The sequence below is a fragment of the Pantoea sp. genome (genome assembly GCF_028283705.1).
GTDB lineage: Bacteria > Pseudomonadota > Gammaproteobacteria > Enterobacterales > Enterobacteriaceae > Pantoea.
Map to the genome: position 1 here is coordinate 27,082 of NZ_JAPWKD010000018.1, position 12,625 is coordinate 39,706.

General features: G+C 55.9%; 9 protein-coding genes. 3 read left to right on the top strand and 6 right to left on the bottom strand.

Going from position 1 to position 12,625, the window contains the following annotated elements:
- Positions 1-37 precede the first annotated feature (37 nt).
- The 4 genes from PW844_RS15655 to PW844_RS15670 all read right to left on the bottom strand — a co-directional run bounded on the left by PW844_RS15655 (position 38) and on the right by PW844_RS15670 (position 6,943).
- Positions 38-334 (bottom strand): CstA-like transporter-associated (seleno)protein, encoded by a 297-nt coding sequence (locus PW844_RS15655; protein WP_299453534.1) that lies wholly within the window; start codon positions 332-334, stop codon positions 38-40.
- Positions 327-2,393, bottom strand: coding sequence for a carbon starvation CstA family protein (locus PW844_RS15660; RefSeq protein ID WP_299453536.1), 2,067 nt, complete (start codon positions 2,391-2,393; stop codon positions 327-329). Before PW844_RS15660 ends, PW844_RS15655 begins: the two co-directional genes overlap by 8 nt.
- 185 nt (positions 2,394-2,578) lie before the next feature.
- Positions 2,579-4,513 carry an exoribonuclease II gene (locus PW844_RS15665; RefSeq protein WP_299453538.1) on the bottom strand — a complete coding sequence of 645 codons (1,935 nt, stop codon included), beginning with the start codon at positions 4,511-4,513 and terminating at the stop codon, positions 2,579-2,581.
- Between the two features lie 123 nt (positions 4,514-4,636).
- A complete protein-coding gene (locus PW844_RS15670; protein ID WP_299453540.1) occupies positions 4,637-6,943 on the bottom strand; it encodes an FdhF/YdeP family oxidoreductase in 2,307 nt (768 codons plus the stop codon).
- Positions 6,944-7,190: 247 nt separating this feature from the next.
- On the opposite strand from PW844_RS15670, the gene PW844_RS15675 reads away from it, so the two are divergent.
- The 3 genes from PW844_RS15675 to PW844_RS15685 all read left to right on the top strand — a co-directional run bounded on the left by PW844_RS15675 (position 7,191) and on the right by PW844_RS15685 (position 10,491).
- Positions 7,191-8,780, top strand: a complete 1,590-nt coding sequence (locus PW844_RS15675; RefSeq protein ID WP_299453542.1) for a PTS transporter subunit EIIC — start codon at positions 7,191-7,193, stop codon at positions 8,778-8,780.
- 80 nt (positions 8,781-8,860) lie between these two features.
- Positions 8,861-9,580: a YoaK family protein gene (locus PW844_RS15680; RefSeq protein WP_208715195.1), complete on the top strand. Its 720-nt coding sequence runs from the start codon at positions 8,861-8,863 to the stop codon at positions 9,578-9,580.
- A gap of 14 nt (positions 9,581-9,594) precedes the next feature.
- Positions 9,595-10,491 carry a LysR family transcriptional regulator gene (locus tag PW844_RS15685; protein ID WP_299453547.1) on the top strand — a complete coding sequence of 299 codons (897 nt, stop codon included), beginning with the start codon at positions 9,595-9,597 and terminating at the stop codon, positions 10,489-10,491.
- On the opposite strand, the gene PW844_RS15690 is transcribed toward PW844_RS15685, so the two are convergent.
- Together PW844_RS15690 and fabI are read right to left on the bottom strand one after the other, a co-directional pair.
- Entirely contained in the window at positions 10,488-11,603 is a 1,116-nt protein-coding gene (locus PW844_RS15690) for an oxidoreductase (protein ID WP_299453549.1), read from the bottom strand. The genes PW844_RS15685 and PW844_RS15690 overlap by 4 nt on opposite strands.
- A 233-nt stretch (positions 11,604-11,836) precedes the next feature.
- A complete protein-coding gene (fabI, locus tag PW844_RS15695; RefSeq protein ID WP_013509224.1) occupies positions 11,837-12,625 on the bottom strand; it encodes an enoyl-ACP reductase FabI in 789 nt (262 codons plus the stop codon).

Genomic DNA, 12,625 nt, shown 5'->3' on the forward strand with positions numbered 1-12,625 from the left:
GCACGAAAAAGCCCCAAAAATTTGGGGCTATGCAGCATTAACAAGGGCATTTTCCCAGTTTTCCTGGCTCACTGGGAAAGCGGGCATTGAGACAGTAGCGATAAAAATCACGCTCATTCATCGGCGTCTGGTCAGGATGATGCAGACGCATATGCTGCAGATAATTTTGATAATCATGGACACCGACCATTAAGCGGAAACTTTGCTGCAGACCTCGCCACAATCGTTGCCAGCGCGTGCGTGGCGCATCCCTCGCCACACTTGCCAGTGGCAGGCACTGGCGGATTTGCCAGGTTCCTGCCGGTTTTCGCGGGTGATGAATAGCATCAGACATTACGCACCTCCTTACGCAGTGACACCACCGACTCATGTACGGTCGGCACTTCACTGCGTAATGCACGACGAATTACGAAGAACGCGGCGATCAGCATGGTGATCGCCACCAGCATAAAGAAGCCGCACAGCAAGGCGTTTATCTGGTTACTGAAGACAATGGTTTGCATATCCGCCACGGTTTTGGCCGGTGCGATAATCACGCCTTCGTCGAGGCCTTTACGGAATTTGCTGGCCTGAGCGAGGAAACCAATTGAGGGTTTTTCGTGAAAAATCTTCTGCCAGCCCGCGGTCATCGAGGTAATAAACAGCCAGACGGTAGGCAAAATGGTCACCCAGGCGTAACGCTGCTTCTTCATTTTGAACAGCACCACTGTGCCGAGGATCAGCGCCATCGAGGCCAGCATCTGGTTACCGATGCCGAACAGTGGCCACAGGGTATTGATGCCCCCGAGTGGATCCACCACGCCCTGATAGACAAAGAATCCCCAGCCTGCGACTGCCACGGTCGTCCCGGCCATATTGCCCAGCCATGAACGGTTGTTCGCCAGTGATGGGACTACCGTGCCCACCAGATCCTGCACCATAAAACGACAGGCGCGCGTACCAGCATCCACGGCAGTCAGGATAAACAGCGCTTCAAACAGGATGGCGAAGTGATACCAGAACGCCATCATCGCGCGGCTGTTAAACACCTCGGTGATGATGTGTGCCATGCCCACCGCAAAGGTCGGCGCGCCACCAGCACGCGACAGAATGGTTTGTTCTCCCACTTCACCGGCGATGGAGGTCAGCATTTCCGGCGTCACCACAAAGCCCCAGCCATTAATCACCTGCGCAGCATTTTCGACCGTGGTGCCGATCAGTGCGGCTGGTGCGTTCATGGCGAAGTAGACGCCCGGATCAAGCACTGAGGCGCAAATCAGCGCCATGATGGCGACAAAAGACTCCATCAACATCGCACCGTAGCCGATAAAGCGGATATGGCTCTCACGCTCTACCAGTTTCGGCGTGGTGCCGCTGGCCACCAATGCATGGAAGCCGGAGATCGCACCACAGGCAATGGTGATAAACAGGAACGGGAACATCGCACCGGAGAACACCGGGCCGGTGCCATCGATAAATTTAGTGACGGCGGGCATTTTTAGTTCAGGCATGGCAAACAAAATGCCCACCGCAAGACCAAGAATGACGCCAATTTTCAGGAAGGTAGAGAGGTAATCACGCGGGGCCAGCAGCAGCCACACCGGCAGTGACGAGGCGACAAAACCGTAAATTACCAGCACCCAGGTCAGTTCGGTGCCTTTCAGGGTAAAGAATGGTCCCCAGAAGGGATGTTGCGCGATATCGCCACCAAAAATGATCGCCGCCATCATCAGCACAAAGCCAATAATTGAGATTTCAGCGATTTTTCCCGGACGCAGAAAACGCATATACACGCCCATAAATAAGGCGATCGGGATAGTGGCCGCAATGGTGAATAATCCCCATGGGCTGTTTGCCAGCGCTTTTACCACCACCAGCGCGAGGGCTGAGAGAATAATGATCATTACGCCGAACGCGCCGAGCATGGTAATCACCCCGGCAAAGGCACCCAGCTCCTGCCGCGCCATTTCGCCCAGCGAGCGGCCATCACGACGGGTGGAGATAAACAACACCAGGAAATCCTGAACCGCACCGGCCAGCATCACGCCGACCAGGATCCAGATAGTGCCAGGCAGAAAACCCATTTGGGCGGCGAGGATTGGGCCGACCAGCGGACCGGCACCGGCGATGGCGGCAAAGTGATGACCGAACAGCACCCACTTATTGGTCGGCACATAATCCAGACCATCATTGAAACGTTCCGCCGGGGTCCGGCGACGATCATCCAGCTCGAAAATGCGGCGGGCAATAAACAGGCTATAGAAGCGATAAGCAATGCTGTAACAGGCCACGGCAGCAATCACCAGCCAGACCGCGTTAACGTGTTCGCCACGACTGAGCGCCAGCATGGCAAACGATGCGGCACCAATTAACGCCACCGCTAACCAGATCAATCCGGTTCTGACGTTGTTCATGAGTTAACTCCTTGTAGGGACCGGGAAAAATAAACGATCGAATACAACAAGTTAAAAATAATGTAATGGAATGTAAGCGACAGTGATTAGATGAAGAAGTGTGAAGCGGAATACAAATTTAACAATTGTTTAAACAGACGGGGAAAAATGCGGGATAACGACTGTTATCCCGCACAATTTCATGCTCAGGCGGCGGGGCGAGCCACCACGCTACGTGTTTCCATACGCACTTCGGCGATGGTCACGTCGATCACGTCAGTCACACGGTAAGCGACTTCACCTTTGATCTGTACGGTGCCGTTTTCCTGCGAACACACCAGCTCATCACGTACGGCGTGGATGAACGGAGCCGGGATAAAGGCAACCGCGCCATTTTCCAGCAGACGTACGCGCATACCGCCACGGGAAACGTCGATGATCTCAGCGCTGAACTTGCGATCGCCACCGGCAAACGGTGCGAGGAAGCGTGCGTACAGCCAGTCACCCACATCGCGCTCGGCCATGCGGTTCAGGCGACGACGTTCACCCATGGTCACGGTCAGCTCATCCTGCGGACGCGCGATCGATTCACCACGAATAATGGCTTTCAGCAGGCGATGGTTGATCATATCGCCAGATTTACGAATCGGTGAGGTCCAGGTTGCGTACGCTTCAAGACCGAGGCCAAAGTGCGGGCCTGGCTCGGTGCTGATCTCGGCAAAGGCCTGGAAACGGCGGATACGGCTGTCGAGGTACTGTGTCGGCTGGGCATCCAGCTCACGACGCAGCTGACGGAAACCGTCCAGCGTGGTGATGGCCTGTGGATCCACGGTGATACCGTGGCCGGCCAGCACGCCAGCTGCCTGTTCCGCGTTAGCGAGGTCAAAACCGGTGTGCACGTTGTAGATACCGAAGCCCAGTTTCTGTTGCAGCACTTTAGCGGCACAGACGTTAGCCAGGATCATCGCTTCTTCGACGATGCGGTTAGCGATGCGGCGTGGCTCGGCAATGATATCCAGCACTTCACCTTTTTCGCCCAGCACGAAGCGGTAATCCGGACGATCTTTGAACACCAGCGCGTGCGTCTGACGCCAGTCGCTGCGCGCCAGGCACAGGCGGTGCAGCAGGCGAATCTGCTGGGCGATAGCGTCGCTGGATGGCTGCCAGCTACCGCTGTTTTCCAGCCAGTCAGAAACCTCGTCATACACCAGCTTGGCTTTGGATTCGATCCATGCGGCGAAGAAGTGAACGTCATCAGCCAGGCTGCCGTCTTTCAGTACGGTGACGCGGCAGGCCAACGCCGGACGACGCACGTTCGGACGCAGTGAGCACACATCGTCAGACAGCTCGCGCGGCAGCATCGGGATGTTGAAGCCCGGCAGGTAGTTGGTAAAGGCGCGTTTCGCGGCCAGTTTATCCAGCGCGCTGCCTTCAGGGACATAAGCAGTAGGATCGGCAATGGCGATGGTCAGCAGCAGGTTGCCTTCGGCAGTCTCTTCTGCGTACAGCGCATCATCCATATCTTCGGTGCTGGCGCTATCGATGGTGACGAAATCCAGCGCAGTGAGATCTTCACGTTGCAGATGCTCGTCAATCATTTCACCAAAACCGACTTCCGGTGCTTCGCGCTCCAGATTGTGGCGCGACAGCGTCACCCACCACGGCGCCAGATGGTCGTCAGCGGTGGTGATAAATTCGGTCAGTTCAGCATAAAAACCACGGTCGCCTTTCAGCGGATGGCGACGCATTTCGGCCACAGCCCAGTCACCGGCCTGGAAGTCATGGCTGACATCACGGGCTGCGCGGCATTGGATGGCATCTTTCAGCAGCGGATGATCGGGCACGATGGACAGACGATCATCTTTTTTCTGTACGCGGCCGACAAAACGCGTCAGGAACGGCTCAACCAGGCTTTCCGGCTCGGCGCTCTCGCGATCTTTGTCGGTGTGAATCACAGCAACCACGCGGTCACCGTGCATCACTTTTTTCATCTGCGGCGGTGGAATGAAGTAGCTTTTCTGAGCATCAACCTCCAGAAAGCCAAATCCTTTTTCCGTACCTTTCACCACGCCTTCGGCGCGCGGGGTCTGCGCGTGGAGCTTCTCTTTCAGCTGCGCGAGCAGCGGGTTATTCTGGAACATAATTTTTTTAGTTTCGTGGCCTAAGAGCGGCTGACAGTTTTACGCGAATCATGCCCGTGCGGCAAGGCCAAAACAGGCTAAAAAGCCGCTTTACGCGGCTTTTTACCTTCTGATAACCCGGCGTCAGGCAATACGTTGGGTTGGTACAGCGGCTGTTAAGGCCAGCTTCACCGGCACTGACTTCGAAGTCGGGGTGCCGCTACCGTCACCGAAGCTGGAAAGGGGCACCAGCGGGTTGGTTTCCGGGTAGTAAGCGGCCAGATTGCCACGAGGAATATTATACGGCACCAGTTTGAAACCGCTCACCCGGCGAGTAATCCCGTCGTTCCATAGGGTTTCGATATCCACCAGTTCGCCTTCACTGAAACCGAGCGCCTGTAAATCGTCCGGGTGAATAAACACCACTTCACGCTGGCCGTACACACCGCGATAACGGTCATCGAGGCCGTAAATGGTGGTGTTGTACTGGTCATGGGAACGCAGAGTTTGCAGCGTAAACGGCACCTCGACATCTCCCAGCTGTGGAAACAGCGAAGTGGGCAGGGCAGCATTGCTGAACTCTGCTTTCTGTGACGGGGTATTGAAACGCAGTTCTGCGGCGGCGTTACCGAGGTAGAACCCACCCGGGAGATCACATTTGGTGTTGAAATCGCTAAAGCCTGGGATGGTGGCGGCAATGTGATTACGGATCAGATTGTAATCATCGGCCAGCGCCAGCCAGTCAATTTTCTCTTTGCCGAGGGTGGCATAGGCGATACCGGCGACAATCGCAGTTTCTGAACGCTGGGTGTCCGCCAGCGGAATACCGACGCCTTCAGAGGCATGCACCATGCTGAATGAATCTTCCACGGTGATGAACTGGTTACCCGTTGCCTGACGATCACGCTCAGTACGACCGAGGGTTGGCAGAATCAAACCTTCGTGACCGGGTACCAGATGGCTACGGTTCAGTTTGGTGCTGATGTGCACGGTCAGACCGCAACGTTGCAGCGCCTCTTCGGTCAGCGGCGAGTCAGGTGCCGCTGCCGCCAGGTTGCCACCCAGCGCGATCAGCACTTTCACTTCGTCACGCAGCATGGCGTTGAGGGCTTCCACGGTGTTGTGACCGTGTTCGCGCGGGGGTTCAAAGTCAAAATGTTTGCCCAGCGCATCGAGGAACGCCTTGCTGGGTTTTTCATCGATACCCATGGTGCGGTTACCCTGCACGTTACTGTGACCACGCACCGGGCACAGGCCTGCGCCTTTCTTGCCCAGCTGACCAAACAGCAGTTGCAGGTTGACGATTTCACGCACGGTATCAACAGAGTGTTTATGTTGGGTGATCCCCATCGCCCAGGTACAGATCACCCGGTCGGCGCTTTGATAGATGGCAGCTGCCTCACGAATCTGCGCTTCGCTCAGCCCGGACTGACGCACAATGTCATCCCAGCGGGTGTTATCCACTGCGGTCAGATAGGCTTCCACGCCCTGGGTGGCGGCGTTGATAAAGGTTTCGTCAAACAGACCTTTTTCACCGGCCGCGATCAGCGCGCGATGGGTTTCCAGCAGCGTTTTTACCATGCCACGGATGGCCGCCATATCACCGCCCAGATTAGGCTGATAATAGGCGGAACTGATGGTGCCCGCCATCGACGTCACCACTTCCAGCGGTTTTTGCGGATCGGCAAAACGCTCCAGACCACGCTCACGCAGGGTATTGAAAGTGACGATACGCGCGCCGTGATCGGCGGCGTGACGCAGGCTGTGCAGCATACGCGGGTGGTTGGTGCCGGGATTCTGACCGAAGACAAAAATCGCATCGGCATGGTCAAAATCGTCGAGACGGATGGTACCTTTGCCCACGCCAATGCTGCGTTTCAAACCGGAGCCACTGGCTTCATGGCACATATTGGAACAGTCAGGGAAATTGTTGGTGCCCATCACGCGGCCAAACAATTGATACAGCCAGGAGGCTTCGTTGCTGGCGCGACCAGAGGTATACAGCTCCATCTGGTCAGGGTGGTCCATCGCCTGTAAATGGCTGGCAATCAGCGCGAAGGCATCATCCCAGCTGATCGGCTCGTAATGGTCTGTATCGCGGTTGTAGCGCAGCGGGTGGGTCAGACGGCCCTGATATTCGAGGAAATAATCACTTTGCTGATACAGCGTGCTGACGCTGTGCTGGGCGAAGAACGCCGGTTCAACCACGCGGCGGGTGGCTTCCCAGGTCACCGCTTTGGCACCGTTCTCACAGAAACTAAAGGTGCTTTTGTTGTCATCGCCCCAGGCACAGCCCGGACAGTCAAAGCCGCGTGCTTTGTTCATACGCAGCAGGTTACGCATGTTTTTCAGTGCAGCTTTACTGTCGAAGACGAAACGGGTGGTCGCTTCCAAAGAGCCCCATCCACCGGCAGCAGCACGGTAGGGCTGAATCTTACGTTTAAATTTCATAGTAATTGCAGGCTTATTGTTTAGGAGTTGTTATCAGGATATGACGACTGTTGACGCAAAGTGTGCGACTGACAGCAAAAGTTGTCTAATTGATTGACTTAATGGTGCGATAGCTGGCGTTTATCGCGTAAATCGGACAGAAGCGTGAGCCAGTTCAAACTTTACTGGCCGCTCAGGGCGTGAGGGTACGTGCCACCCGGATAACTGGCTAATAATTGTACTTTCAATTATTGCAAGGGTCTGAACCATGAAGAATCTGGCCAGCCAAATTCACGCCTTCGGTAAAGCCTTAATGATGCCCATCTCGGTGATTGCCGCTGCCGGGATATTCCTCGGTCTGGCCGCGGCGATGCAAAACCCGGCGATCACCGGGGATGCCTTCACGCAGATGCAGGTGCCGCAATTAGTTATTGGTTTTATTCGTAAAGTCGCCGGGGCGTTGTTCGCTAATCTGCCGGTGTTCTTTGCTGTTGCCAGTGCGATAGGTCTGGCAAAAGCTGAGAAACCCACCGCTGCCTTTGCTGCTGTAATTGGTTATATCGTCATGAATGTGGGGATCAGCGCCACGCTGGCGGCGAAAGGACTGACGGCGGCCACCACCACCGCACAAGCCTTGCAGCAATCGGGGATGGACCAGACCACGGCGATGATGACCTCGGCGGAATATATCGAGATGCTGGGCATTTTTACCTACAACATGAGCGTACTCGGCGGGGTGATTGCCGGGCTGATCACGGTGACGTTGCATAATCGTTTTTATACCCAGCAGTTACCCACGGCTATCAGCTTCTTTGGTGGGCGGCGTTTTGTGCCGATTGTCACCGTGGTGCTGCTGCCGCTGGTGGGGATCGTGCTGGCGTTGATCTGGCCAACCATCGGTGCTGGCATCGCCTGGGTGGGGCAAATGATCGGTAAAAGCGGTCAATATGGTGCATTCCTGCTGGGGGCCTGCGAACGCCTGCTAATCCCTACTGGTTTACATCATATCCTCAATGAAACCGTGCGTTTCACACCGATTGGCGGCATGGCGACGGTGGATGGACAGACCATCGTTGGAGCCTTGAATATTTTCAACACCTCGCTGACCAATCCAGGGGCGATCCCGGATGAGACGGTCCGTACCGCCACCCAATTCCTCGCGCAGGGCAAAATTCCGGTGATGATGTTTGGTCTGCCTGCTGCGGCGCTGGCGATCTACCACACCGCACGCCCGGAACATAAGCAACGTGTCAAAGCGCTAATGCTGGCGGGTGCGCTCACCTCCTTTACTACCGGTATCACCGAGCCACTGGAGTTCTGCTTTATCTTTGTGTCACCGGTGCTGTATTTCCTGCATGCGTTGCTGATGGGCCTGTCGTTTATGCTGATGTCGATGCTGCATTTAATGATTGGCAACGTGCAGGGCGGTGCCATCGATCTGGTGGTGTTTGGCATTCTGGGGGGGAGCAAAACACACTGGTGGTGGACGCTGGTGCTCGGTATCGTCTATGCGCCGATTTACTACTACGGTTTCCGCTTTGTCATCACGCGGATGGGGGTTGAAACCCCGGGACGCGAATCTGAGGATGAACAGAAACCGGAGCAGGTGGCAGCGGATGAACGCACCAAAGTGATCATCAGTGGGCTGGGTGGGGAGGCCAATATAGAGGATGTCGATTGCTGTTTTACCCGCCTGCGGGTGCGCGTTAAGCAAATGAATGAAGTCGTCGATCAAACGCTGATGACCACCGGGGCGAATGGCGTGAACCGGGTCAGTGAGCACGATGTGCAGGTGATTTATGGCCCACAGGTGGAGAAGATTGCCAGTGAAGTGAAAAGTGCGCTGGGAGTGGCCTGACGGGAAAAAGAAGCGAAGCGCTTGAGAATATTCAGCGCTGGCAGGATGATAGCCGGGTTGATGGTCGTCAGGGAAATGCCATGCTGGTAAGCACTGAGAGTTCCAGAACCTATAATACCGACCGTAGTCTGGCCTGTACCCTTGCGGCAGTGGCCGGCGCACTGAACACGGCAGCGTTCGAAACTGTGGGTTTTTTCTCCGCCAATATGACCGGTAACGTCTCGCTGTTATCAGATCATCTGGCAAAAGTTGACCTGCATATCGGCCTGTTTTTTCTGCTGATTATCCTGCTGTTTATTGCGGGATCCTCGGTCTCAACCCTGATAATCAACGCCGGACGGCGGCGTGAAATTCGTGGCATTTACGCCATCAATATCTTTATCGAAGGCATCGCGTTGCTGGTGCTGGGTGTGCTGGAGAGCTGGTTTCCTAACGGTGATTCCGGGGTGCAGCTGATCCTCAGCCTGAGTTTTCTCCTCGGGCTACAAAATGCGGTAGTGACGCGGATTTCCAACGCGCGTGTCAGAACCACCCATGTTTCCGGCACGTCGACCGATATCGGTATCGAGCTGGCGATGTTATTTGATGTGCTACGGCGCAAGGAATCGCCTAAAGATGCGCCGTTATATATCGAGCGGCTGAAGCTGCATCTGTATACGGTGCTGGCGTTCCTCGGCGGCGGGGTGGTGGGTATCGTGCTGCTGAAGGCCATCAGTTTTAAATTGTTATTAATGATCGGCCTGATGTTGACGATGATGTCTCTGACCGCCCTCAGACGCGCACGCCAGGTGTCGCTGTAACTTTGTGAAAATACATGGATATCAAACAGTTAATTTATCTCTGCAATCTGGAACGCGAACGTCACTTTGGCCGGGCAGCGGAGGCTAGTTTTGTCAGCCAGCCTACGCTATCGATGCGCCTGAAAAATCTTGAACGCGAGCTGGGTCTGTCGCTGATTAACCGCAGCAACAATTTTGATGGCTTTACCCCGGAAGGTGAACGGGTACTGGCCTGGGCGCGGGAAATCGTCTCGGTGTATCAGGGACTTAAACTGGAAGTGGAATCGCTCAAACACGGCGTGAATGGCACTCTGCGTCTCGGGGTGATGCCGCAGTGCAGCGTGGCGCTACCGGCGCTGCTGAAGGCGGTTGAGGCACGCTATCCGCAGCTGGATTATCGCGTGTCGGCGATGAGCGCCGATCAGTTGCTGGATGCGCTGAACAGCCATACGGTAGATGGTGGTATTGGTTTTTTTGAACTCAATGCGCTGCGCGAATTGCATTTCCAGACGGCGCTATTGAAAGATCGCGGTGTCGAGGCGGTGTTCAATCCCGGGGTTTTCCCGGCGCTGCTGGAGCATCAGACGCTTGATCTGGCACTGCTTGCTACCCAGCCGCTGTGTCTCGCTGAACCGACACGTTATTTCCGCCGTTATCTCGATAGCCAGCTGCGCGCGGCTGGGCTCCAGCCACGGGTGATTGTCGAGAGCGCATCCATTATGCAGTTGCTGCAAAGCGCGCAGGTGGGGTTAGGAGTGATGGTCTCGCCTTGTGGGCATCTGCTGCCGGAAATGCTGCAAAATCTGCAACGTCGACCGATTGAGATTGCGCCGATGGGACGCCAGGCGGCTCTGGTGATTGCTGAACCAGGCCGGGCAACGCCGCTGGCTCAGCATTTTTTCGATGAAGCGCGTGGGCATTTGCCCGATTAACGTGTCTCGCCCAGCGCCATCAGTAGGCGGTCCTGCCAGTTTGCCAGCGCCACCGCCTGTAGCAGGGTAAAGATCTTTTCTGTTCCCCAACCGGCATTGAGCAGCGGTTGCAGATGGGCAGCGCTGAAACGCTCAGGAAGCCGGGTAAGTTGTGCGCTCAACGCGGTGAGTGGCTCGTCGTCACCGGCAATCCCATTAACCAGCATGTCGCGCTTCTCTCTGGCATGGCGATCAAACTGGCGCTGGCAGCCGAGAATCCGTGCGCTCACCGCCTGTACCTGAGCCTCATCCGCGTCAAAATGCTCGCTTAAACGTTGATGCAACGTCGCCCAGCCGTACAAGGCCTGGGCATCATGTACCAGCAACCAGACCGCGTCATCCAGCCCATCGATTCCCTGACAAAAGGTGACGGCCGCCAGTTGTTCCGCCGTGGCATAACGCAGCTCAACCGGTTTCAGCGCGTGCTGCCAGTGGGAGGGTTGCTGAAACAATGCGGCGTCGGCATCGGGTGGTGGTGATACGCCGGGGATCCAGCGAACGGGCAGGCCGATCATCGCCTGTAACCCGGCAACCACACGCGCCTGATAGCTGACAAATCCCACCAGTTGATTAAGGGTGACGATATCCGGTTCCGTCAGGCCGACGGCATCCAGCGCGCCGATACTGCTGCCAGCAATCAGCGCCGGTTGCATCGCCAGCTGGCGCGCGTATTGGGTGATCTGCGTCAGCCGGTTATTACTTTCTCTGGAGGAGTCCGGGCCCGGCAGCGGGTTCAGTCGTGCAGCATAGTGATTGCATAAGCGTTGGACGCCTGCCACCTGTGCCACGGTCAGCGCGGTGCTGAGACGATCATATAGCGTCAGAGTATGCGTCAGGGTGGGGGTTAAGGTGTCGGGAAACAGAATCTGGCTGAGATCGCGCGCCGCCAGCAGGGCGGGTTGAAAGCGAATAAACAACGGCTGTAAGGCGGTAGCTTCCTGCTGTAAACCGAGCAGAAAACGATCCTCAATATGGGCAGCTTCAGGGACCAGCGGTGCCGCAGCGCTATGTTGCGGACGGGTCTGACTTTCATAAAACCACTGGTCATGGCCTGGAGAACGGCGTTGTTCCATGGTCATTCCTTTTGCAAAAAACGGACTCGGTAGCGGTGGCCGCAATCCGAAAACGGGCGCGCACCGAAGGGCTAGCTTATCGTCGCCGAAGGGCTGTCCGGGGCAAAAGAATGATCGGTGATAATTAATAGCAAGAATGTATAAGGACGTAGCGGCGCGATTTATCGCGCTTTTTTGATGCAGAGGATTGCGGACATAAATGAAAAGGGCGAGCCAGGCTCGCCCTCAGGAACTTATTTCAGTTCCAGCTCGTTCATCGCGGCAATGCTGAAGCCGCCATCAACGTGTACCACTTCGCCCGTGATACCACCTGCCAGGTCAGAACACAGGAAGGCCGCAGAGTTACCTACGTCTTCGATGGTTACAGTACGGCGAATCGGGGTAACGGCTTCGCAATGTGCCAGCATCTTACGGAAATCTTTGATGCCAGAGGCAGCCAGCGTACGGATCGGACCCGCAGACACGGCGTTAACACGCACACCTTCCGGACCCATCGCGTTCGCCATGTAGCGCACGTTGGCTTCCAGAGACGCTTTAGCCAGGCCCATCACGTTGTAGTTCGGGATGGCGCGCTCAGCACCCAGGTAAGACAGGGTCAGCAGCGCTGAATTCGGGTTCAGCATCGCACGGCACTCTTTCGCCATAGCAACAAAGCTGTAGGCGCTGATGTCGTGAGCGATTTTGAAGCCTTCACGGGTAACGGCGTTTACATAGTCGCCATCCAGCTGGTCGCCCGGGGCGAAACCGATGGAGTGAACGAAACCGTCAAATTTTGGCCAGGTTTTTGCCAGCTCGGTGAACAGCGCAGTGATGCTCTCGTCTTCTGCCACATCGCACGGCAGAACAATGTCTGAACCCAGGTCTTTAGCAAACTCTTCCACACGACCTTTCAGTTTGTCGTTTTGGTAGGTGAAAGCCAGCTCTGCGCCCTGTTTGTGCATCGCCTGCGCAATACCGTAGGCAATGGAAAGTTTACTGGCAACGCCAGTAATCAGAATGCGCTTACCGGAAAGAAAACCCAT

Bases quoted from the DNA above. Each gene is read 5' to 3' on its own strand.
- PW844_RS15675 (WP_299453542.1), top strand. From the start codon at position 7,191: ATGAAGAATCTGGCCAGCCAAATTCACGCCTTCGGTAAAGCCTTAATG.
- PW844_RS15670 (WP_299453540.1), bottom strand. From the start codon at position 6,943: ATGAAATTTAAACGTAAGATTCAGCCCTACCGTGCTGCTGCCGGTGGA.
- fabI (WP_013509224.1), bottom strand. From the start codon at position 12,625: ATGGGTTTTCTTTCCGGTAAGCGCATTCTGATTACTGGCGTTGCCAGT.
- PW844_RS15690 (WP_299453549.1), bottom strand. From the start codon at position 11,603: ATGGAACAACGCCGTTCTCCAGGCCATGACCAGTGGTTTTATGAAAGT.
- PW844_RS15665 (WP_299453538.1), bottom strand. From the start codon at position 4,513: ATGTTCCAGAATAACCCGCTGCTCGCGCAGCTGAAAGAGAAGCTCCAC.
- PW844_RS15660 (WP_299453536.1), bottom strand. From the start codon at position 2,393: ATGAACAACGTCAGAACCGGATTGATCTGGTTAGCGGTGGCGTTAATT.
- PW844_RS15655 (WP_299453534.1), bottom strand. From the start codon at position 334: ATGTCTGATGCTATTCATCACCCGCGAAAACCGGCAGGAACCTGGCAA.
- PW844_RS15685 (WP_299453547.1), top strand. From the start codon at position 9,595: ATGGATATCAAACAGTTAATTTATCTCTGCAATCTGGAACGCGAACGT.
- PW844_RS15680 (WP_208715195.1), top strand. From the start codon at position 8,861: ATGCTGGTAAGCACTGAGAGTTCCAGAACCTATAATACCGACCGTAGT.